This window comes from Sphingobium sp. GW821-FHT02B05 (genome assembly GCF_059421905.1).
The window spans coordinates 122134-143705 of sequence record NZ_JBWKVW010000002.1 but is presented as its reverse complement, the minus strand read 5'-3'; the positions used below and the strand labels follow the sequence as shown (position 1 = coordinate 143705).

Here is a 21572-nt window from a genome sequence, read left to right as displayed (position 1 = left end):
CACGCGCATCCCTACGACTTTTCCCTCACGCGCCTTTTGCGCAACACCTCTTGACTTCACTGGTCGTTCGATGTTGGTAGCGCTATCAATTTACAACCGCTGTTTTAGGAGTTGATGATGCCGGGGGAAATCTCCTTGCTCGATTGCCTGCCGGCCGATTGGCGCGAAGGCCAGTTTGTCGGCCGTGTCCTGACCGCCCAAGGCCCCAGCCCGATCCTCGTCGATAAAGGCATCGCCTATGACATGAGCCGGGTTGCGCCGACCGTTGCGCAACTGGTGGAGGCGCTGCCGCTCGCGGCCTCGACCGGGGAAGAATTGGGACCGCTCGATACGCTGGCCGTGCCGCTGCTCAGCCCGGTCGATCTGCAATGCGTCAAGGCGTGCGGCGTGACCTTCGCCCTGTCGGCGATCGAGCGCGTGATCGAGGAACGCGCGCGCGGCGACGCCAGCGCCGCCGCCGAGATTCGCGGCCGTCTGGAGGAGCGCGTCGGTGGCTCCATCCGTGCCGTAGTGCCCGGATCGGCTGAAGCCGCAGCTCTCAAGGCCGCGCTGATCGAGGATGGCCTCTGGTCGCAATATCTGGAAGTCGCGATCGGCCCGGACGCCGAAGTCTTCACCAAGTCGCCGGTGCTGTCGACCGTGGGATTGGGCTCGCAGATCGGCATCCGGTCGGATTCCACCTGGAACAATCCAGAGCCGGAAGTCGTGCTGCTGGTCGATGCCGCTGGGAACGCTATCGGCGCAACGCTGGGCAATGACGTCAATCTGCGCGATTTCGAAGGGCGGTCCGCGCTGCTGCTGGGCAAGGCGAAGGACAATAATGCCTCCTGCTCGCTGGGCCCGCTGGTCCGTCTGTTCGATCATGATTTTACCATCGACGATGTGCGCAACGCCGAACTGGAACTGACCATCGAGGGACCGGAAGGCTATCGCCTGGAAGGCCATAGCAGCATGAACCAGATCAGCCGCGATCCTCTGGAACTGGTGCGTCAGACCTTGTCCGAACATCAATATCCCGATGGCTTCACGCTGTTCCTGGGCACACTCTTCGCCCCGGTGCAGGATCGAGACGATCCGGGCCGTGGCTTTACGCACAAGGTCGGCGACGTGGTGGCCATTTCGACCCCGCGCCTCGGCAAGCTGGTCAACACGGTCGTGACGTCGAAGGACGCCGCACCCTGGACGTTCGGCCTGACCGCCCTGTTCGCCAATCTGGCCGCGCGCGGCCTGCTGAAAGAAACCGCATGAGCCGCGCCATCTATCCCAGCCTGAAGGGCAAGCGAGTCTTTATCAGTGGTGGCGGCAGCGGGATCGGCGAAGGTCTGGTCGAGGCATTCGCAGGTCAGGGCGCGCACGTCGCCTTTTGCGATATCGCGGTGGAGCAGAGCGAAGCGCTGGTCGATCGCCTGTCCGGCGGCGCCTTCACGCCGATCTTCCATGCGGTGGACCTGCGCGACATTGACGCTGTTCAGGCGATGATCGGTACGGTCGAGCAGCAGTTGGGCGGTATCGACATATTGATCAACAACGCCGCCAATGACGACCGCCACACAATCGCGGAAGTGACGCCCGCCTATTGGGACGAGCGGATGGCGGTCAATCTGCGCCACCTCTTCTTCGCGGCGCAGGCTGCCGTGCCGGCGTTGCAACGCGCTGGCGGGGGCGTGATCCTGAATTTCGGGTCGATCAGCTGGCACCTCGCTCTGCCGGAACTGACGCTGTACCAGACCGCCAAGGCGGCGATCGAGGGGCTGACCCGCAGCCTCGCCCGCGATCTTGGCCGTGACAATATCCGCGTCAACACCATCATCCCCGGCAATGTGAAGACGCTGCGCCAGGAAAAATGGTACACGCCCGAAGGCGAGGCGGAAATCGTTGCGGCGCAGTGCCTGGACGGCCGCATTCTGCCGGAAGATGTCGCCGCGCTGGCGATGTTCCTGGCATCGGACGATGCGCGTTACTGCACCGCGCACGACTATTTCATCGATGCCGGCTGGCGCTGACATCATGATCGCCGATCCGCAGAGCGTGCTGTCCGTCGGCGCGACGCTGGGCGAAGGGCCGATCTGGTTGGCGCGCGACGCCGCCCTGTGGTTCGTCGATATCAAGGGGAAACTCATCCACCGTTACGACCCGGCGATCGGTGCCGGGCGTAGCTGGGCGGCCCCCTGTCAGGTCGGCTGGATAGTGCCCACCGATGACGGGCTGTTCGCCGTGGGCCTGCAAACCGGCGTACACCGGTTCGATCCTGCGCAGGGCGGTTTCACGCTGCTCCACGCGCCTGAAACGCACCTGCCGGGCAATCGGCAGAATGACGCCTGCGTCGCGCCGGACGGGGCGTTATGGTTCGGGTCGATGGATGATGCCGAGGAAGCCGATAGCGGCTATTTCTACCGCTTCCACAAGGGTGCGTGCGTCGAAAGCGGCTTGCCCGCCGTGTCGATCACCAACGGCCCGGCCGTGGCGCCCGATGGCCGAACGCTTTATCATACCGATACGCTGGGCAAGCGCATCTGGCGCACCGAATTGCACGAGGACGGCACGGTCGGCAATACCAGCCTGTTCGCGAAGATCGAGGATGGCGCCGGCTATCCGGACGGACCGACCGTGGACGCGGAAGGCTGCCTCTGGACCGGGCTGTTCGGCGGATGGGCAGTGCGCCGCTATGATCCGGATGGCAAGTTGATGCGGGAAGTGCGCTTCCCCGTCGCGAACATCACCAAGATCGCCTTTGGCGGCGACGGGCTCACCACGGCCTATGCGACGACGGCGCGCAAGGGGCTGGACATGACAGCGTTGACAAAGCAGCCTCTGGCAGGCGATCTCTTCGCCTTCGATCCCGGCGTGGCCGGGCTGCCGGGTTATGTCGCAACATTGTAAGTCGCAACGATATAAGAATTGGAAGGATGAAGACGGATGAATGAGGGGAGCGCGGAAAAGGTCAATATGGCCTTTATCGCCGCGATCGTGGCTGTCGCCACGATCGGCGGGTTCATGTTCGGCTATGACAGCGGCGTCATCAACGGCACGCAAAAGGGTCTGGAAGCAGCCTTCGACCTCGGCAAGCTGGGCATCGGCATCAATGTCGGCGCAATTCTGGTGGGGTCGTCCATCGGTGCGTTCGGCGCGGGGCGGATGGCCGACATCATCGGCCGGCGCGGCGTGATGATGCTGGCGGCGATCCTGTTCCTGGTCAGCGCGCTGGTCGCCGGTGCCGCCGGGTCCTCCGCCATCTTCATCATCGCGCGCATCATCGGCGGCCTTGGCGTCGGCGCCGCAAGCGTCATCTCACCCGTCTATATCTCCGAAGTCACCCCCGCCAATGTGCGCGGGCGCTTGTCGTCGGTGCAGCAGGTGATGATCATTTCCGGCCTGACCGGCGCGTTCGTCGCCAATTTCGTGTTGGCCCGCTATGCTGGTGGGTCCACCGCGCCGCTGTGGCTGGACTTCCCGGCCTGGCGCTGGATGTTCTGGTTGCAGGCGATCCCGGCCGCCATCTATTTCCTGGCGCTGCTCGTCATCCCGGAAAGCCCCCGCTACCTGGTGGCGCGCGGGCATGACGACCGGGCGCTGGCCGTGCTGACCCGGCTGTTCGGACCGCAGGAGGCCGCGCGCAAGGTGGCCGACATCCGCGCCAGCCTGGCCGCCGACCAGCATCGGCCGAAACTGTCCGACCTCATCAGCAAGACCACGGGCAAGATCCGCCCGATCGTGTGGACCGGCATTGGCCTCGCCATATTCCAGCAGCTGGTCGGCATCAACGTCGTCTTCTATTATGGTGCGACCTTGTGGGAGGCTGTCGGCTTCTCCGAAGATAATGCGCTTCAGATCAATATCCTGTCGGGCATATTGTCGATCGGCGCATGCCTGGGCACGATCATGTTGGTGGACCGGATCGGCCGCAAGCCGTTGCTGTTGATCGGATCGGCGGGCATGACGGTGACGCTGGCGATCGTCGCCTATGCCTTTTCCACCGCCGTCACCGGCGCGGACGGCGCGGTGTCGCTGCCTGGTCATAACGGCCTGATGGCGCTCATCGCCGCCAACCTCTATGTGATCTTCTTCAACCTCAGCTGGGGTCCGATCATGTGGGTGATGCTGGGCGAGATGTTCCCGAACCAGATCCGCGGTTCGGGACTGGCCGTCGCCGGCTTTGCCCAGTGGATAGCGAACGCCGCCATTTCCGTCAGCTTCCCGGCGCTTGCCGTGTCGCCGGGACTGGTCGTCACCTATACCGGCTATGCCTTCTTTGCGCTGATCAGCTTCTTCTTCGTGCGTGCCATGGTGCATGAAACAAAGGGTCGCGAGCTTGAGGATATGGTCGGCTGAGCAACGATAGCATCATCCTGCGGGCGGGAGGGCTGGAAGCCGCCCTGTCGCCCGCAGTCGGCGGATCGCTGCTCTGGCTGTCGCTGGACGGCGTCGATCTGCTGCGGCGCGCGCCGGCGGAGGCCGGCGATCCACTCGCCATGGCGAGCTTCCCGCTGGTGCCCTACGCCAATCGGATCGCGAACGGACGCTTCGCCTTTGACGGCGCTGATTATCGGCTGCCGCTCAATTTCGGCGACCATCCGCACAGCATCCATGGCTTTGGCTGGCAGACAGGCTGGACAGCGAGTGAGACAGGTCTTTCGTCCACGCGGCTGATCCACGAACATGGCTGGAACGATCATTGGCCGGCCGCCTATCGGGCCGAGCAGAGGGTCGCGCTGACACCATCGCAGCTGTCCATCTCGTTGTCCGCCACCAATATCGGCGATGTCGCGATGCCGATCGGGCTGGGCTTCCATCCCTATTTCCTGGCCGATAAGGCTACCACGCTGACGTTCAGTGCGCAGGGCCTTTGGCTGTCCACGCCCGATATGCTGCCCGATGGGCAGGCCCCCGCCGACACGCTGGGCGACTGGTCCAGCCCCGCTATCGTGCGCGGCACCAGCCTGGTCGACAATGCCTATACCGGCTGGGATGGAACAGCCATTGTGCAGCGTGGCGACGGGCTGCGGCTGACGATGACGGCCATCGGCGCGGATTGGCTGCATGTCTATCGCCCGCCAGACAGCGTCGATTTCTGCCTGGAGCCGGTCAGTCACATGCCCGATGCGATCAACCGGGGCGGCATGCCGATCCTGGCACCGGGCGAGAAAGCAAGCCTGTCCATGACCATCGCCATCGACAAAATCGCGCGAACGCTTCCGAAATCCGCCGCGATCGCCTAAGCTACCCTCGATTAACAGCTAGAGGGTCAAGCCTATGCAATTTTTGCGGACAGCCTTTTGGGTCGTCATCGCCGTGGCGCTCGCCTTCTTCTGCATGGCGAACTACGTGCCCGTGACCGTCCGCCTGTGGGGCGACATGGTGATGGAAACCAAGTTGCCCGTGCTGCTTATCGGGGCTTTCCTGCTCGGCGCCCTGCCCTTCTGGGTCATGGCGCGGGCCACCCGCTGGCGGTTGAAGCGCCGGCTCGACAGCACGGAGCGCGCGCTGGTGGTCGCCACGGCCACCGCCACACCGCCGCCATCGCCCGCTTTTTCCGATGCCCCCGGCCTGACCGGGGCCGCAGAAACACCCACCCCCCCTCCAACCTTTACAGGACCAGCATGAGCAGCCCCATCTATGTCGCCATCGACACGCCCGACCTGACCAAGGCCCAGACACTGGCCGGACAGGTGCGGCATCATGTCGGCGGGCTGAAGCTGGGTCTCGAATTTTTTTGCGCCAACGGCCATCATGGCGTGCATGAAATGATGAAGTTCGGCCTGCCGATCTTCCTCGACCTCAAGCTGCACGACATTCCCAACACGGTGGCGAAGGCGGTGCAGGCGCTGCATATGCTGGAGCCGGCGGTGCTGACCGTCCATGCCGCTGGCGGCCGCGCCATGCTGGAGGATGCGAAGGCAGCGGCAGGCATCAATACCAAGGTGGTCGCCGTGACCGTGCTGACCAGCCTGGACGATGGCGACCTACTGGACATCGGCGTCAGCGGGAAGGCGGAGGATCAGGTCCGTCGCCTGGCCGACCTTGCCCAGAGCGCGGGTCTGGACGGTATCGTCTGTTCGGGCGCGGAAGTGGCGATCGCCAAGTCGGCGTGGAGCGACGGCTATTTTGTGGTGCCGGGCGTACGTCCCACCGGCGGCACGATGGGCGACCAGAAACGCGCCGTGACCCCGCGCGAGGCACTGGACCGGGGCGCGTCGATGCTGGTCATCGGCCGCCCGATCAGCCAGGCGGAAAATCCGGACATGGCGGCGCGGGAGATCGAGGCGACGTTGTAGGAGGGCATCCGTGAGCAACCATAGGCGCACCTAAGGCGGCCGTTTCAGTTCGCCCGTTGGTCGTCATTGCAGCGGAAGCTGGGGGATTCAGGCGGGAGAAGGAAAGCGTCCGTCCGGTGCTATCGGGTAGCGCAACATATCCATGCCTGAGATGCCAGCCTTCGCTGGCATGAGGGCATTTTGGCGCCATTCGACCTGACAGCAAACCGTCCGCTTCTCACCCACCGCGGACAAAAACAACTCCGGATCAACCGCGCTCGCTGTTGTCGTCCGACGCGAAAAACCGGTCGATCACGTCGCGCGTCAGGCGGGCCGGGCGCAGGCTGCTGGCGTCGATGCAGCACCAGCTGGACTTGACTTCGGCCAGCACTTCCTCGCCACGGCGGATCACCGTTTCGTAGAAAGCCCGGGCGCCCTGCACCTTTTCCAGCAGGACCGTGGCGATCACGTCGTCGTCCAGGAAGGTGGGTTTGCGATAGGTGATTTCATGCTTGAGCGCGACCCAGAGATGCTGGGCGACCGCTTCGGACGGGGCCAGCGCGCGCCAATGGTCAAGCACAGCCTCCTGCACCCATTTCAGATAGCTGGCATTGTTGACATGACCCATGAAGTCGATGTCGGTCGGATCGATGCCGATCGGGAAGCGGTGGGGAATCGCGTTACTCACATGAATGTCAATAACAGGCCTGCATGCGCGCTGATAGAGGGGACAGGCGTATGCACGGAAAAAGAGGCCGATCCGAAGACCGGCCCCTTTTCCAGCCAACACCGTTCGTTTTGAGCGAGGTCGAGGAGCAGGACAGCATAGCGCTATCGGCTTCTCGACATGCTCTAAGCGAACGGTCGTTGATTAGCGTTAGAAACGCCAACCGACGCTGCCAACCACCTGATGACGGTCGGTGTCGATGCCAAATTCGCTGGTCGTCGCCCCATCGGCGAAGCGCAGCTTGGCGTCTTCATATTTGGAGTAGCGATATTCGACCTTGGCGAAGGTGTTGGCGTTGATCGCCCGTTCCACGCCAGCGCCGATGCGCCAGCCGTTCAGCTTGAAGGCCTCGTCGGTGCTTTCGTTGGTATTGCCGGCCAGCACGTTCAGCTTCGTGTTGGTATAGCCGCCCTTGACATAGACCAGCGTCGCGGGATCGGCGAGAATACCCGCGCGCGCACCGACATAAAGGTCGCGGCCCTGCTTGACGCGGCCAAAGCCGAACTGATCGGTATAGTCGCGGCGGCTGCTCTTGGCCGTCGAATCGGTCCATTCGCCTTCCACGCCGACGACCGCGCTGCCGAGGTTGACGTCATAGCCGGCGCCGACGCCGTAGAGCAGGCCGTCGATCTTCTGATCGTCATTGCCATTGTCATTGTCCACGTCGCTGCCGGCACCCGTGCGGTCATAGCCCAGGATAGCTTCGACACGCGGGCCGGTGAAGGTCGAGCCGACATCCTGCGACAAGGCGGGCGTGGCGACGGTGGCACCGGCCAAGAGGGTTGCGACCATCAACTTACGCATAACAGATACTCCGTTCAAACATTCTCTCCCCACTCTCAGGGGGTGAGACGCTCAAGCCGGAACGGCCGTCTTTGTTTCATGAACCTCAGATAAACGCTTGATTCTGTGCCATTAATGTCACGAAATCGGCTCCATTCGCCGTGCGGCCGTGCCGATTTGGAGATGAACTGCCGGAACGAATGTCAACATTCGACCACGTTGACGGCCAGACCGCCGAGCGATGTCTCCTTGTAGCGGCTGGCCATATCCTCGCCCGTCTGGCGCATGGTTTCGATTACCGCGTCCAGGCTGACGATATGGCGACCGTCACCCTGAAGTGCGAGATAGGCGGCGTTGATCGCCTTGACCGCACCCATCGTGTTGCGTTCGATACAGGGGATCTGGACGAGCCCGCCGATCGGATCGCAGGTGAGGCCAAGATTATGCTCCATGCCGATTTCGGCGGCATTTTCGACCTGCGTGTTGGTGCCGCCCAGAACTGCGGCGAGGCCGGCCGCAGCCATGGAGCAGGCGACGCCGACCTCCCCCTGACATCCCATTTCAGCAGCGGAGATGGAGGCGCGCTTCTTGTAGAGGAAGCCGATCGCCGCCGCCGTGAGCAGGAAGCGGCGCTCCCCGTCCCGATCGGCACCGGGGACGAAGCGGCGATAATAATGCAGCACCGCCGGGATGACGCCCGCCGCGCCGTTAGTGGGGGCAGTGACGACCCGGCCGCCGGCGGCATTTTCCTCATTCACCGCGAGTGCGAACAGGCTGACCCATTCGAAAATCTGCGCGGGGCCAAGGGCGTCCTGCTGCAAGCGCAACCGCTGATGAATGGCGCGGGCGCGGCGGCGGACCTTGAGGCCGCCGGGCAGCAACCCCTCCTGCATCAGGCCCCGGTCGATCGAGGCGCTCATGGCGTCGATGACATTGTCGAGGAAGGCTTCCGTTTCGGCCTGCACGCGCCATGCGCCTTCATTGCGCAGCACCAGGGTTGCGATCGACAGGCCGCTGACATCGCCCTGCGCCAGCATTTCCGCTCCGGACGAGAAGGGCCATGGCTGGACGACATTATGGCCGAGCGGCGCCTCATCGCTGACCGGCACCACGCCGGGCAGCACCGCGCCACCGCCGATGGAATAATAATCGCGCACGATCGGATCTTCGCGCCCGTCCAGCCAGGCGGTGAAGCGCATGCCGTTGCTGTGCGCTTCCAGAAAATCACCCATGCGGAACAAGAGATCGCGCGCTTCCTCGAACGGCAGCCAGTGATTCAGGGCACTGCCCGCCCGGATACGGCCGTCGGTGCGGATCGCCGCCAGGATGGCCCCGATCGCATCGGGATCCACGCTTTCGGGGCGATAGCCCGACAGGCCAAGCAGGATGGCGCTGTCCGTCGCATGGCCCCTGCCCGTCAGAGCCAACGACCCGAACAATTCGCATTGTACGCGCGTCGGGGTGGCGGGCAGCGTATCCATGAACATGAGGGCCGCGCGCATCGGCCCTACCGTATGCGAGCTGGACGGGCCGATGCCGATGGTAAACAGGTCCATCACGCTGATCGCGGTGGCAGCGTCGATCGCGCTCTTGCTCACATCAATAATCCTTGGAAATACGTACGTTGGCGCTTTCGCGCCCGAGGGTGGAGATGGCCGCCAGCAGGGACAGCCAACGTGTGACCTGATATTCCATCCGGGTGGCGCTATAGCCCTGACCGTCGGTGATCAGTTCGACATAGGTTTTGCGGGTCAGATATTTGCCTGCCGCGATCGATGTACCTTGCCCCTGCGTCGGGTCGGCGGCGATGATGCGCAGCCGGTCGAGGCCGGCTGCCTTCCGGACGGCGTTGATGGGGTCGAGGCCACCATTGCCCTGCAACGATCCGACGGCCGAGGCGAGTTGCAAGGCTTCGGGCGCGGACAGGTTGGTGATCGAGGTGCCGAACAGGATGCGCGAAAGCAGCTCGTCCTGCGGCAGCGCAGGGACGCTGTTGAAGCTGATGTCGGGTTTCAGGCCCGTGCCGCCGACATGGATCGTGGCGCTGAGGTCGCTGACATCGGCTTCGGCGCTGATGTCCAAAGTCGGGTTGACCGGCACCTTGCCATCGAACTGGATATTGCCTTCGCGCAGTTCGAAGCGGCGGCCGGCAAATTCATAGCCGCCGCGCACCAGTTGCGCACGGCCGGCGATGGCCGGGTTGGTGACGGTGCCGCCGATATCGAGGTCCGCGCGCCATTCGCTATCGAGGCCAAGGCCAGTGACGGTCAGGCGATTGCGCGCCCGCGCCTTGATCGCCAGCGCCCAGGGGACGTTGGTGCGCGGCCGCTCTATCTCGTCGCCGCGCCGGTTGACTTCGACCACCTTGAGTTCGGGGATCTGCGCCACGGCGGCGGCCCGACCCATGGTGAAGCGGCTCTTGTTGAGGACCAGGTCGCCGCCGATCGTGCCGCCCACGCCGTCGGACTTGAGGGTGATGGGGCCGGTGACGGTCGCGGCGATATCGTCCCGCTCCAGCAGCGCGGCATTGTCCGCCTGAAGGTTCAGGTCCATGCCCACGCCAGCGATGCCGTTGAAGGTGAACCGGCCGGTGCCGTTTACCGTGCCGCCATTTTGCGCGGTGGCAGCGAAGCTGGAAATGACCAGTTGCGCGCCGGAAAAGCGGCCCCGCGCCTTGACGCCCTTCAGCCGCATGCCGGTGACGGGACTGTTGACGGCGGCATTGTCCGTAGTGAAATTACCCGTGATGACCGGCGCGCCCAGCGTGCCGCGCATGTCCGCCGACACACCAACCATGCCGGCGATATCGACGATCTCCACACCGGTCAGGCGCCAGAGCGTGTCCGCCGTGCCGTTGAAGCGCAATTGGCCGAAGAAGGGCGCGCTGTTGAGACGGGTGGCAAGTCCCCCTTCCCTGCCCAGCGGGTTGAGCAGCGCCTGCGCCTGGCCGATCGTCTTGCCATCGGCGACGAAGACCATGCGGGTGGCCAGCCGCTCGCCGGTCAGCACCGCGTTGACGCCGACATCGACCGGGCGACTGCTGAGCGAGAGGCCGGAGCGGGAGAGGCCCCGGATGCGCAATTCCGCCTTGCCGGTGGGCAGGCCGCCGCGCGGCTGAGCGTAGCTGAGCGACCCGGTCGCCATGCCGCCCAGGCCCAGATTGTCATAGGCGATATCGAGCAGCGCCAGAGGCAGCTTCTGCATCCGCGCCTCGATATGGGTGGAAGCGCCGCCCAGTTCTCCAGCCAGTTGCAGCGATCCGCCGGCATAGCTGATCGTGGCGGGCGACAGGCGCCAGCCATCCTCCGCCCGCGTCAGCAGGGCGGAACGGGTCAGCCGGATGGGCCGCTTGTCGATCGTGCCGGCGGCGCTCAGGCGAATGCGATCGGGTTCGACCTGCGCCTCGCCCTGAAGGTCGAAGAGTCGGCCGCGCTGGCCCGACAGGCTGCCACGTATCTTGCCCTTGCCATCGACCAGTTCAGCGTTGGCGGCGAAGCGACCGAGCAGCACGCCACCCACGCGCAGGCCGCGTGCCTGCGCGGTGGCAGTAACGGTGGTGCCAGACGGATCGAGCAGGATCGTGCCGTCCAGCGTGCCGCGCCGCACCTCTATGATCGTTGGTCCTTCGAAGGCGGCATCGCTGGCCGTCAGTTTCAACTGCACCTGCTGGTTTGCATCGACCGGCTTGAAATTTATGTAGCCGGTGACCGGCCCCATGACGCTCAGCTGGCCGTCAAGGCCGCCGGCGATCGGACGGATATCGCCGCTCGCGGTAACGCCCGATACGGCCAGATTGGCGACGCGCACCACCGCCTGCCCGCCCCGCGGCAGCAGGATCACGCCCCGGCCGGTGAAGGGGCCAAGGGTAGAGCCGCCATTGGCGGTATAGCTATACCCGTTGGCATCCGGGATCAGCTTCGCCCGCACATCGCGCAGGCCCAGCGCGTCCATCGGCCGGGCGAGCATCAAATCTACGGTTGGCCGTTCGATCATGCCGTCCAGCGTCAGCGTGACCGGCCCGTAGCGTCCGTGCCGGCCACTGCCCTCCAGATGAAGCGATCCGTCACGATGGCGTATGCCCCGCGCCGTCAGATTGAGCAGGGGTGAGGTCAGGCGCATGTCGGACAGAGCGAACTGACCATCCTTCATCAGTTCCAGCCGGCTGCGCAGGGTCGGCAGGCCGCCGCCCAGCGTCCGCAGAAAATCATTGTCCAGCCGCCGTACCTTTGCCAATGCGTTGCCGCTGAGGCCGAAGCCGCCATCGCCGCGCGGCACGGCGCGCAATTTGGAGGTCAAATCGACGACCCCGAACCCCCGGATGAACAGACCGACGATCTGGCCGTCCAGGCCCGCATCATAGCGGCCGGTCGCCAGGTCGGCGATCACCGTCAGCTTGCCACGCAACTTGTCCGATCGCAATTGCATCGGATTGCTGACGATCTGCTGCCCGTTGAGTTGCAACACGCCGTCCAGCTGGAAATTGCGGACGATCCCGCCGACCAGATCACCCTGCCCGTCCAGACTGCGGGCGCGCAGGCGCAGCGGGATCAGCGCCGGCCCCTTAGCGGTGGCGCGGCCCTTGCCCTCTGCCCGGACGTCGTTGATGATCGCCTTTCCAACGGCGATCTGCCGCGCGGTGAGCAGATATTCATAGCCGAGTGCGGTGAAGGCGCCGTCCAGCCGAATCCTTGCGGCGATATCCTTGCCGCGCATGGCCTTGATCAACACTTCGGGCCGGGCCAGTTTCACATCGACGCGCATATTGTCGAGCGCGTTGTTGCGCAGGTCGATAGCGCCATCAGCGGCCATATCCAGCGCGGCGGACCGGAGCGAGAGGCGTCCATCGATCACCCGGTCGATCATGGTCCCGTCGGCGCGCACGGTCAGGCGCGGCGCGGCGATGCGGCGGAGCAGTCCATTGCCGGCAATCGCGTCCCCCTCCACCGTGCCGCGCGCCGAATAGGCGCCGCTGCGGGCGGCAAGCGTGAAGTCGGCGACCGGCGCTGCGTCAAGCGTGGCGGCCAGACGCCCGTCCCACTGGCTCCAGCTGCCCTTGCCCCCGATGCGCAGGTTGGCGTCCTGTTTCAGGCCCGCCATCGCCGCCAGCACGCCGGTCCTGGGCGCGTTCACGGTGACATCAAGGGCGAAGCGATCCTTGTCGGGCCGGCTGTCGAGGGCGATGGTCAGCGCATCGCTGCCGTCCAGTGTGCGAGCAGACAGATCGATGATCGCGCGACCGCCGCGAATGTCGGCGTCGCCCGACATGGTGGCACGCTGCACCCGACCGGTGACGCCGGGGGCGATATCCAGCTGACCGACCGAAAATTGCATCAGCCGAATGTCGAAGCCGGGCAGGATCGGCCCGCGCCGCTCGGTAGGGTTGAGCTTGGGCAATTTGTGCAGGGTCGCGCGCGGGATCACCAGCCGGTCGATGTCCAGCCGGTTGGAGAGCCAGGCGAAAGGCCACCAGTCCAGCTCGACGCGGGGAGCCTCCAGAAACTTGCCCTTGGGATCGGACAGGATCAGGTCGCGCAGCACGGCCTTGCGATAGATGCTACCCTCAATCGCGCCTACATGGATGCGCAGGCCCGACGAGGATTTGATGGATGCGATGCGGGTAGCGAGGAAGCGGTGGCCGCCGCTGGTGTCCAGCCACGCCACCGCCGCCGCGACGATCAGCACCAGCGTCAGCAGCAGCCCGGCCAGCCAGCGTTGCCAGCGGCCGTCCCAGGCGCGGCGGCGTGGCGCTGGCGCAGGTGCCGGTGGTGGTGGCATGACCGGGGGCGCTGCATTGTCGGCCATCAGAAGGCCTGCCCCAGCGACACATAGACGGCGATCTTGGGATCGCCCGACTGCGGATTGATCGGCGTGCCCACATCGACGCGAATGGGACCAAAATTGCTGTAATAGCGCAGGCCCATGCCCGCCCCGATGCGCAGGTCGCGGAAGCGCGGCAGGAAGCTGGTCGAGATATTGCCCGCATCGACAAAGGGCACGACGCCGAAATTGCCGAAACGGATGCGGCTTTCGAGGGAAAATTCGGCGAGACTCTTGCCGCCGACAGGATCGTCATCCTCGCCATAGCGCGGCCCGATCGCCTGATAGCCATAGCCGCGCACCGACGCGCCGCCGCCCGCATAGAAGCGGCGCGATGGCGCAATCTGTTCGACCGTCGATCCAAAGATGGTGCCGAAACGGGCGCGGGCGGCCACCACCACGCGATCGCTCATCGGCTGATAGACGCTGCCGTCCACCTGCACGCGGGCGTAACCGAAAGTCGTGTTCTGGAAAGAAAGTTCGGGGCTGACGCGCGCACCGAGGCGGAAGCCCTTCGACGGGTTGAGCAGGTCGTCGCTGCCGTCATAGGTCAGGCTGACCGGAACGGCGCCGATCAGGAAGGTGCGGCGGGCCCCGCCGCTGAAGGCATCGGCTTCGTCCGACGCGATCAGTTCGCCGCCGAAACGCCAGACCCATTTCTTCTGGAACAATATGTTGCTCTGCCGCTCGATCGCGCCGGACAAGTTGATGGTGCGCGCGTCATAAGCGTCACGCCGGATGTTGCTGATCGACACGAGGCCAGTCAGCACATTGTCGCGGCGATGGAAATTGTTGCGGCGATAGGTGAAGGAGGCGGTTTGTTCCTGCGTACCGAGCACGCCGCGCAGCGTCACCGCGCCTTCGGGCGGGAAGAGGTTGCGATGTTGCCAGCTGACTTCTGCGCGGTAGCCTTCGCCCGTGCCATAGCCCAGTTCCCCGGCGATCGTACGCAGCGGCGCCGGGCGCATGTCGACGTCCAGATCGACATGCTCACCATCACCCGCATCGACCGGTTTCAGGCTGACGGAGGAAACGAGGCCGGTGGCGACGATAGCGCGGCGCAAATCTTCGACATCGGACGCCATAAAGGTATCGCCCGGATCGAAGCGGGCGATTTCCTGCACATGATGGGCATCAAATAATTTGCTATCGTCTGTCCGGATCGTGCCGAAGCGGCGGAATCCGCCCGGCACGACGATGATGTCGAGGTCGCCCTTGCGCTCCTCATGGTCGATCCGCACTTCCGGTTCATCGACGCGGGCGAAGGGAAAGCCGCTTTCGGCCAGCGCGGTGCTGAGCGCGTCGCGGCCCGCCAATATCTTGTCCGCATCGACCGGATCGCCGACCTTGGGCGGAAAGGCTGCGCGCAGCCGCGCTTCCTGCCCGGCGGTTTCGATGAGGCCGGTAACATCGACCGAGTCCAGCAGATATTGCGTGCCCGGCACGATGTCGAAGCTGACGGACAGGCGATCGCTGCCCGGTGGTGGCGCGGCAACGGCGCTGCGGATGCGGGCGGCATAATAGCCCTTGGCCCGCAGCAGCCGGTCGAGCAGTTCGCCATCCTCCTTCATGCGGCGATTGATCTGGGCAAGATTGGCGGGCTTGCCCTGTCCCTGACGCAGTACGGACAGTTCGTCGAAGCGCAGGGTGAATTGAGTATCGGCGATGGCGTCGATGCCGCTCAATTGCACGGTGTAGCGACGTTCCTCGCTGGCGTCGGCAAAGCTGGCCGCCTCTTCCACCGGCGCAGTCGTCGTCGCATCGGCATCGCCGGACGGCTGGGCCAGTACGGGCATATCCGATGGGGCAGGTGTGGCGGGGTCGGCCGTTGCCTGCACATCAGCCGGATCATCGGGCAACGGGGCGATGCTGTCGGGCTGGCCCATGTCCGGCCAATCCACGCCAATATCGGGCATGGAATCGAGCGCCTGGCTCGGCGACTGATCGGCATTTCGATCAGCCTGGGCTGTGGCGGATGGTGTCGTTTCCTGCGCGCGCACCAATGCCGGCGCAGCCAGCAGAAGCGGGGCGAGCAAAAGCCGGGCGGCATGCGGGCAGCCTGAAAAGCGGCGTTGGGTCCGCAAACCATCGGTCATGGCGTCGGTCTAGACCAGAAACGGGCGCGAAGGCCAGCCCTAGAAGTGCGTGATCGCCTTCATTTACGACCAATTTTCAGAATGCGGTATTAAGCCGGTCCAATAGCGCGCGCGCCGGGCTGGCCAGCGCGGTCGCGGCCGAGTTGGTCATCGCGTCGATCCGCTCCTGCAAGCGAGCGACACGTTCATATAATTCCTGGCTGGCATCGATTAGCGCGCGGGCAGCGAAGGGGAAACTGGCGGCGAGAGTGGCGTCCGTATGCGACGCCCGGCCCAACCGATATTTCTCATCGGTCAGATCGACCTGCTCGATCTCGCCACGCTGCCAGGCGCGCTGACTGAGCAGCCAGGCGATGATGTGCATCAGCCGGGTCGTGACCTTCAACGATTCGCAGGCAAAAGAAACGCGGCGCAGCGGATCATCCACCCCATCGTCCAGTGAAGCGCTACCATCGAAATAGGCACGCGCTTCGTCCGCCATCACCATGGCTTCGAGATAGAGTCCGTCCACCAGTCGCCGATGGAGGCCAGGATCAAGAAAAGCGGGGTTCTGCATCGCCTTTTGCTGCCATATTTTCGCAACCTTGTCAGGCCCATTGCCGGGCCGGAACCGGTCTTTGTCCCATTTATGATCGGTTAGTGCCGCGTTAACCGAAAAAGACCGTCAAGCGATGATGTCGGGAACCAGCGCATCTTCCAGCGCGGAAATTTCATCCCGCAGACGCAACTTGCGCTTCTTGAGCCGCGCAATCTGCATCTGGTCGCCACCACCGGCATCGACCAGCGCGGCGATCGCGCTATCGAGATCGCGATGCTCCACCCGCAGCAATTCCAGTCGGCGCATAATGTCTTCCCGGCTCACTGCGCCTCCCTGCCCTTTCGTCAATGGCCCTCAACACTGCCTGATAACGCGGGCGGGCCATGCGGACCACCGCAAATTTACAGGCGGCCCGCCGCAAAGCCCGAATCATCACGAGACAAGCGGGCCGAATCATGATTTATTTGATCGTCCATTACCCCTCGTAAGGAGAACGTCATGGAAAATAGCCACATCTCAGCACTTTCAGCCAAGCATGCCGGCCTTGAAGCGCGAATCAAGGCGGAATCGAGTCGGCCCATGCCCGACGCCATTTTGGTAGCCTCTCTCAAGAAGCAGAAATTGCGACTGAAGGAAGAGTTGTCGGCGCAGCATTAAGGCGCTGTGGCAGTCCGTAAAGGAGGCAAGGGCCGGGCGGCCCAGATCGCTGGCCCTCCCTCCGCACGGATAGTCGATGGACGGTTCCCCAAAAAGGGAAACGCCCCACATCCGGTAGTCGGGCGGGGCATTCATCATTCGAACGGCTACAAATTCGAGAACGGAATGATTAACGGCGGGGCGAACCACCCTGGTATGTCCGCAGATAGTCCGGCATATTTTGAGACGCCTTGCCAACAGGCTTGCGTACCGATTGCGGGTCGATCGCTTCGTCGAACGCGACGCCGATCTTTTCTTCACGCGACCAGGCAACAGATCCCGTAACCTGCCCTACGCCCCGCAATTCGCAGATGATCTGGATGCCGGCGGGCACGGCACGCTCGCAATCGGCCATCAACCCAGTGGCGGACAGATTGCGCACCCGCGCCTTGCCCAATTGCGCGCCATCGGGCGTGCTGAGGGTAGTCAGCAGGAACAGGCTGTCGCGCGGTGAGGCGCGCGCCGGTCCGCGGTCCGAAATATCCTGTTCGTCTTTCATGCGGCAACCCATGGTCAAGAAAGCGGTAATGACGCCATTCTAGCCATGGGTTGATGGAAAAACCGTTAATCGTCGCGCGAGATCTTTTCCTGGCGCTCGTGCCGTTCCTGCGCTTCGACCGTCATCGTCGCGATCGGGCGGGCTTCCAGGCGACCCAGCGAAATGGGTTCGCCGGTGACTTCGCAATAGCCATATTCGCCATCGTCGATGCGGCGCAGGGCAGAATCGATCTTGGAGATGAGCTTGCGCTGCCGGTCGCGGGTGCGCAATTCAATCGACCAGTCGGTTTCGCTCGATGCGCGATCGTTAAGGTCCGGTTCGCGAAGCGGTTCATTTTGCAGCACGGCCAGCGTGCCTTCCGCTTCGGTCAGGATCTGCTTCTTCCAATCCCAGAGACGCTGGCGGAAATATTCCTGTTGCAGCGGATTCATAAACTCTTCGTCCGGCGAAGGCCGATAATCAGCAGGAAGCGTCACAGTCGATTTGGGCGGCTTTTCACCGTCTTTATCGGAATTCAGGACCGATGCCATCTGGCTCTCCGACTCGTAAGGCCCCGGCGCTTGATGTTCCGGGCGCCCAAATATTGATTGTGCGGGCCTCATAGCCATCGCGGCAGGCCGACACAAGCGGGCAATCAACGGTCGTGAAACTGGTTTCGGCCATTTTTTCCAATAGATGACAGCAGTTGTCATCGGAGCCGATTCCCTCGAAGCTGCGGCGAGGCGCCCGAGACATGGGTTCAGACATCGCCCGCGGGCCGTGTCATAGTGGGACGTTAACCATTTACCTTCAGCAGACAGTAGCTTTTCCTGCGACTTGCCCCCTATATTGAGGGTTAACGGGATTGCAGTTAACCCTTTATTTTGCGTTCTATACGCATAGGAAGTTCCCGTGAACCCGGCGCCGGGTGAGGATTCGGCGAAGGGTACGGGGGTAACGAGAAAAGAGTAGATCCTATGTCGGTTCGGATGGCCTTGGCGAAATTATGCGCCTGCACCTGTGGCGGGGCGATCATTGGCGGCGGTGCCGTCCATGTGGCGGAAAATGCGCGCCCTGCCGTGGTTCACAGCTATAAAAGCATGAAAGCCGCGCCCAAGAAGCGGCTGGCCGTCCGCACCGTAAAGCGCAAGGTCGTCAAGACCGTCCGCGTGGCCAGCGCGCCGCAGGTGGTGACCGTCACGACCCAGCCAGCGCCCATTCCCCTGCCCGCGCCGATGCCCATGGCGGAAATGCCGATGATGTCGGGCGGCGGTGGCGCCGTGCCGATCGTGATGGGCGGCGGCGGCGGCTTTGGCGGCGGCGGCTTCATCGGTGGCTTCTTCGGCGGCGGCGGTGGTGGCAGCGGTGGCGGCTCGGTCGTCATTTCGTCGACCAGCAGTTCGACCGGCGGCATCAGCAGTTCGACCAGCTCGACCACCGGCGGGGTATCGACCTCGACGGGCGGTGTTTCGACCTCCACCGGTGGCGTCTCCACGTCGACGGGCGGCGTATCGACCTCATCGGGCAATGTGTCCACTTCGTCCGGCAACGTATCCACCTCTTCGGGCAACGTCTCGACTTCTTCAGGCGTCAGCAGCAGCTCTTCCTCGTCCAGTTCCAGCTCCTCGTCTTCATCTTCCAGCTCCTCGTCGAGCAGTTCAGGTGGATCGAGCGGTGGGAAGCCCGACAAGCCTGGCCATGGCACGTCGAGCGGCGGGTCAGGGTCGAGCGGTAGCAGCGGTTCGTCGGGTTCGAGCGGCTCCAGCGGAAGCTCCGGCAGCAGCGGATCGTCGGGCAGTTCGGGTTCCAGCGGCGGTTCTTCGTCCGATGGCGGTTCGTCCAGCTCGTCGTCCTCCGGCTCCTCTTCGTCCAGCAGCTCGTCGTCGGGCGGATCGTCCAGCTTCGGCAGCACGGGGGGCAGCAACGGAAGTTCGGGGAGCAGCGGATCGAGCGGCTCCAGCGGCAGCTCCGGTTCCAGCGGCTCGTCCTCTTCCTCTTCGAGTAGCAGCTCGTCGTCCAGCAGCTCGAGCGGGGGCTCTGGTGGCAGCACCGGTGGCACGGACGTTCCGGCGCCGCCGATGGTTCTGCTGTTCGGCGCGGCCGCCGTGGCACTCGTTGCCCGGCGCCGCTTTGCCGAACGCAAGGCGCAAGCCGCCGCCTGACACCAGGACGGCGCGTAAAAAAAGGGGCGACCCCGCCTGCCGGGGTCGCCCTTTTTTTTGTCTGGACAATCGATGGCGATCAGCTGGCAGCGATCAGCTTCTCTATCTCGATCACTGGATGGTTGGTCAGATCCTTGGCGATCTCTCCCACCAGTCGGCCCTGCACCTCCTTGTGCAAATGCTTGCGCATTTCGCCGAGCGCCGATGGCGGGGCCACGATGATCAGCTTTTCATAATCCTGCGAGAAAGCGCGCCGTTTTAACAGATCGGCGGCGTGGGCGGCGAAGCGCTGCTCCTCCAGTTCGTGGAAATTATTCTCGCCCATCGTGCCGGACGCGGTGCCCGTGGAGGACGACTGACCGGCCCTGTCGGACGCCTGTTCCAGATGCGACGGATTATCCTGCACCTCGACCGTTTCCGCCTCCAGCTGAGGATGGGCGCTATCGCCCTTGTTGCGGAAAAAGAGCAGCTTGCGGCCGTCCGCCACCAATATCATCGCGTCATGATCGATCTGCATCGCCGTCTCCTTTGCTTTTTCGTCGATGCAGGACCAACGGACGGCGGCGCACAGGGTTGCGCGGTTCGTCGCACGGCGGCATAGGACGGCCCCATGCACGACATCCGCTTCATCCGCGAAAACCCCGCCGCCTTCGACGCAGGCCTCGCCCGTCGTGGGCTGGCGCCTCTGTCCGCCGACATCCTTGCGCTCGATGAGCGCAGTCGCGCGATCAAGACCGAATTGCAGCAGGGTCAGGCCCGCCGCAATGAAGCGAGCAAGGCGATCGGTCAGGCGATGGCGGCCAAGGACATGGCCAGGGCCGAGGCGCTGAAGGCCGAAGTCGCGGCGCTGAAGGAAGGCACGCCGGCGCTGGAAGCGCAGGACAAGGAGGTCGGCGACGCGCTGACCGCGATGCTGGCCGCTATCCCCAACCTGCCTGGGGACGATGTGCCACAGGGCGCGGACGAGGCGGACAATGTCGAGCAGAGCCGCTGGGGCACGCCGCGCGATTTCGACTTTGCACCGCAGGATCATGCCGATTTCGGCCCGGCGCTGGGGCTGGATTTCGAGGGCGGCGCTAAACTGTCCGGTGCGCGCTTTACTGCATTGCGCGGACAGATGGCGCGCCTGCACCGGGCATTGGCGCAATATATGCTGGATACGCAGAGCGGCGCGAACGGCTATGAGGAAGCCAATCCGCCGCTGCTGGTGAAGGACGACGCGCTGTTCGGCACCGGCCAGTTGCCCAAGTTCGCAGAGGATCTGTTCCGCACCACCGATGGCCGATGGCTGATCCCCACCGCCGAGGTATCGCTCACCAATCTGGTCGCCGAGCAGATCGTGCCGACCGAGAGCCTGCCGATCCGGCTGACCGCACTGACGCCCTGCTTCCGGTCCGAAGCCGGGTCTGCCGGGCGCGATACGCGCGGCTTCATCCGCCAGCACCAGTTCGAGAAGGTCGAACTGGTCGCCATTTGCACGCCCGAAGACTCGGACGCCGAGCATGAGCGCATGGTCGCGGCGGCCGAGGGGATCTTGCAGGCGCTGGATCTGCCTTACCGCAAGATGTTGCTTTGCACCGGCGACATGGGTTTTGGTGCGCGCAAGACTTGGGATCTGGAAGTCTGGCTGCCGAGCCAGAACACCTATCGCGAGATCAGTTCCGTCTCCAACTGCGGCGATTTTCAGGCGCGGCGGATGAATGCCCGCTACAAGCCGGAAGGGGAGAAGCAGACGTGCTTCCTGCATACGCTGAACGGGTCGGGGCTGGCCGTGGGGCGGACGCTGGTGGCGGTGCTGGAAAATTATCAGCAGGCCGATGGTAGCGTCGCCGTGCCCGCCGTGCTGCTGCCTTATATGGGCGGGATCACCACGCTGGCCCCGCGCTGACAGGATAATCTGCCCCCTGTGCGACAGCGCGTTGGACAGGTAAATGCGCAGGTTCGCGCTTGTCGAGAACAAGGCGCAAAGGTTCTCAAAAAGGCGCGAACCGACCGCAATTGGCCAAAGAACAAAGGGGCGGTTG

General features: G+C 64.1%; 20 protein-coding genes. 9 read left to right on the top strand and 11 right to left on the bottom strand.

Annotated elements, in window-relative coordinates; genetic code table 11:
- The first annotated feature begins 117 nt into the window (after positions 1-117).
- From AC07UX_RS10525 to pyrF, 7 genes are read left to right on the top strand one after another with little or no spacing between them, the layout of a single operon-like run.
- On the top strand, positions 118-1248 hold the full coding sequence (locus AC07UX_RS10525) for a fumarylacetoacetate hydrolase family protein (RefSeq protein ID WP_495192279.1): 1131 nt from the start codon (positions 118-120) through the stop codon (positions 1246-1248).
- On the top strand, positions 1245-2003 hold the full coding sequence (gene xylB, locus AC07UX_RS10520) for a D-xylose 1-dehydrogenase (RefSeq protein ID WP_495191949.1): 759 nt from the start codon (positions 1245-1247) through the stop codon (positions 2001-2003). Before AC07UX_RS10525 ends, xylB begins: the two co-directional genes overlap by 4 nt.
- Positions 2004-2007: 4 nt before the next feature.
- On the top strand, positions 2008-2880 hold the full coding sequence (locus tag AC07UX_RS10515) for an SMP-30/gluconolactonase/LRE family protein (protein ID WP_495192278.1): 873 nt from the start codon (positions 2008-2010) through the stop codon (positions 2878-2880).
- A gap of 36 nt (positions 2881-2916) precedes the next feature.
- Positions 2917-4329, top strand: a complete 1413-nt coding sequence (locus tag AC07UX_RS10510) for a sugar porter family MFS transporter (RefSeq protein WP_495191948.1) — start codon at positions 2917-2919, stop codon at positions 4327-4329.
- Entirely contained in the window at positions 4326-5216 is an 891-nt protein-coding gene (locus AC07UX_RS10505; RefSeq protein ID WP_495192277.1) for an aldose 1-epimerase, read from the top strand. Before AC07UX_RS10510 ends, AC07UX_RS10505 begins: the two co-directional genes overlap by 4 nt.
- 34 nt (positions 5217-5250) lie before the next feature.
- On the top strand, positions 5251-5601 hold the full coding sequence (locus AC07UX_RS10500; RefSeq protein ID WP_495191947.1) for a lipopolysaccharide assembly protein LapA domain-containing protein: 351 nt from the start codon (positions 5251-5253) through the stop codon (positions 5599-5601).
- On the top strand, positions 5598-6272 hold the full coding sequence (gene pyrF / locus AC07UX_RS10495; RefSeq protein WP_495191946.1) for an orotidine-5'-phosphate decarboxylase: 675 nt from the start codon (positions 5598-5600) through the stop codon (positions 6270-6272). Before AC07UX_RS10500 ends, pyrF begins: the two co-directional genes overlap by 4 nt.
- Before the next feature lie 247 nt (positions 6273-6519).
- Here the strand turns inward: pyrF and AC07UX_RS10490 are convergent, their stop codons facing one another.
- The 7 genes from AC07UX_RS10490 to AC07UX_RS10460 all read right to left on the bottom strand — a co-directional run bounded on the left by AC07UX_RS10490 (position 6520) and on the right by AC07UX_RS10460 (position 16518).
- Entirely contained in the window at positions 6520-6939 is a 420-nt protein-coding gene (locus AC07UX_RS10490) for an acyl-CoA thioesterase (protein ID WP_495191945.1), read from the bottom strand.
- Between the two features lie 189 nt (positions 6940-7128).
- Positions 7129-7782 carry an outer membrane protein gene (locus tag AC07UX_RS10485; protein ID WP_495191944.1) on the bottom strand — a complete coding sequence of 218 codons (654 nt, stop codon included), beginning with the start codon at positions 7780-7782 and terminating at the stop codon, positions 7129-7131.
- A gap of 182 nt (positions 7783-7964) precedes the next feature.
- Entirely contained in the window at positions 7965-9359 is a 1395-nt protein-coding gene (locus AC07UX_RS10480; protein WP_495191943.1) for an L-serine ammonia-lyase, read from the bottom strand.
- Between the two features lies 1 nt (position 9360).
- Positions 9361-13563: a translocation/assembly module TamB domain-containing protein gene (locus tag AC07UX_RS10475; protein ID WP_495191942.1), complete on the bottom strand. Its 4203-nt coding sequence runs from the start codon at positions 13561-13563 to the stop codon at positions 9361-9363.
- On the bottom strand, positions 13563-15674 hold the full coding sequence (locus tag AC07UX_RS10470; RefSeq protein WP_495191941.1) for an autotransporter assembly complex protein TamA: 2112 nt from the start codon (positions 15672-15674) through the stop codon (positions 13563-13565). The genes AC07UX_RS10475 and AC07UX_RS10470 overlap by 1 nt, the downstream gene beginning before the upstream one ends.
- A 76-nt stretch (positions 15675-15750) precedes the next feature.
- Positions 15751-16230, bottom strand: coding sequence for a DUF1465 family protein (locus AC07UX_RS10465; RefSeq protein WP_495191940.1), 480 nt, complete (start codon positions 16228-16230; stop codon positions 15751-15753).
- Between the two features lie 108 nt (positions 16231-16338).
- On the bottom strand, positions 16339-16518 hold the full coding sequence (locus tag AC07UX_RS10460; RefSeq protein ID WP_495192276.1) for a YdcH family protein: 180 nt from the start codon (positions 16516-16518) through the stop codon (positions 16339-16341).
- 192 nt (positions 16519-16710) lie between these two features.
- On the opposite strand from AC07UX_RS10460, the gene AC07UX_RS10455 reads away from it, so the two are divergent.
- On the top strand, positions 16711-16869 hold the full coding sequence (locus tag AC07UX_RS10455; RefSeq protein ID WP_495191939.1) for a YdcH family protein: 159 nt from the start codon (positions 16711-16713) through the stop codon (positions 16867-16869).
- A gap of 169 nt (positions 16870-17038) precedes the next feature.
- Here AC07UX_RS10455 and AC07UX_RS10450 read toward each other — a convergent pair whose 3' ends face one another.
- From AC07UX_RS10450 to AC07UX_RS10435, 4 genes are all read right to left on the bottom strand, one after another.
- The gene (locus AC07UX_RS10450) at positions 17039-17407 is read right to left on the bottom strand and encodes a PilZ domain-containing protein (protein ID WP_495191938.1); all 369 of its coding nucleotides are present in this window, start codon (positions 17405-17407) and stop codon (positions 17039-17041) included.
- 65 nt (positions 17408-17472) lie between these two features.
- Entirely contained in the window at positions 17473-17937 is a 465-nt protein-coding gene (gene dksA / locus AC07UX_RS10445; protein WP_495192275.1) for an RNA polymerase-binding protein DksA, read from the bottom strand.
- A 539-nt stretch (positions 17938-18476) separates the two neighbouring features.
- Positions 18477-19436 carry a hypothetical protein gene (locus AC07UX_RS10440; RefSeq protein ID WP_495191937.1) on the bottom strand — a complete coding sequence of 320 codons (960 nt, stop codon included), beginning with the start codon at positions 19434-19436 and terminating at the stop codon, positions 18477-18479.
- 191 nt (positions 19437-19627) lie between these two features.
- Positions 19628-20065: a host attachment family protein gene (locus AC07UX_RS10435; RefSeq protein ID WP_495191936.1), complete on the bottom strand. Its 438-nt coding sequence runs from the start codon at positions 20063-20065 to the stop codon at positions 19628-19630.
- A gap of 93 nt (positions 20066-20158) precedes the next feature.
- Here AC07UX_RS10435 and serS point away from each other — a divergent pair, with 93 nt between their 5' ends.
- Positions 20159-21436 (top strand): serine--tRNA ligase, encoded by a 1278-nt coding sequence (gene serS, locus AC07UX_RS10430; protein WP_495191935.1) that lies wholly within the window; start codon positions 20159-20161, stop codon positions 21434-21436.
- Positions 21437-21572 lie beyond the last annotated feature (136 nt).

Coding starts and splice junctions, on each gene's coding strand:
- serS (WP_495191935.1), top strand. CDS start 20,159: ATGCACGACATCCGCTTCATCCGCGAAAACCCCGCCGCCTTCGACGCA.
- AC07UX_RS10500 (WP_495191947.1), top strand. CDS start 5,251: ATGCAATTTTTGCGGACAGCCTTTTGGGTCGTCATCGCCGTGGCGCTC.
- AC07UX_RS10510 (WP_495191948.1), top strand. CDS start 2,917: ATGAATGAGGGGAGCGCGGAAAAGGTCAATATGGCCTTTATCGCCGCG.
- AC07UX_RS10465 (WP_495191940.1), bottom strand. CDS start 16,230: ATGCAGAACCCCGCTTTTCTTGATCCTGGCCTCCATCGGCGACTGGTG.
- AC07UX_RS10515 (WP_495192278.1), top strand. CDS start 2,008: ATGATCGCCGATCCGCAGAGCGTGCTGTCCGTCGGCGCGACGCTGGGC.
- AC07UX_RS10525 (WP_495192279.1), top strand. CDS start 118: ATGCCGGGGGAAATCTCCTTGCTCGATTGCCTGCCGGCCGATTGGCGC.
- AC07UX_RS10435 (WP_495191936.1), bottom strand. CDS start 20,065: ATGCAGATCGATCATGACGCGATGATATTGGTGGCGGACGGCCGCAAG.
- AC07UX_RS10450 (WP_495191938.1), bottom strand. CDS start 17,407: ATGAAAGACGAACAGGATATTTCGGACCGCGGACCGGCGCGCGCCTCA.
- xylB (WP_495191949.1), top strand. CDS start 1,245: ATGAGCCGCGCCATCTATCCCAGCCTGAAGGGCAAGCGAGTCTTTATC.
- AC07UX_RS10460 (WP_495192276.1), bottom strand. CDS start 16,518: ATGCGCCGACTGGAATTGCTGCGGGTGGAGCATCGCGATCTCGATAGC.
- AC07UX_RS10455 (WP_495191939.1), top strand. CDS start 16,711: ATGGAAAATAGCCACATCTCAGCACTTTCAGCCAAGCATGCCGGCCTT.
- AC07UX_RS10475 (WP_495191942.1), bottom strand. CDS start 13,563: ATGGCCGACAATGCAGCGCCCCCGGTCATGCCACCACCACCGGCACCT.
- AC07UX_RS10470 (WP_495191941.1), bottom strand. CDS start 15,674: ATGACCGATGGTTTGCGGACCCAACGCCGCTTTTCAGGCTGCCCGCAT.
- AC07UX_RS10485 (WP_495191944.1), bottom strand. CDS start 7,782: ATGCGTAAGTTGATGGTCGCAACCCTCTTGGCCGGTGCCACCGTCGCC.
- dksA (WP_495192275.1), bottom strand. CDS start 17,937: ATGGCATCGGTCCTGAATTCCGATAAAGACGGTGAAAAGCCGCCCAAA.
- pyrF (WP_495191946.1), top strand. CDS start 5,598: ATGAGCAGCCCCATCTATGTCGCCATCGACACGCCCGACCTGACCAAG.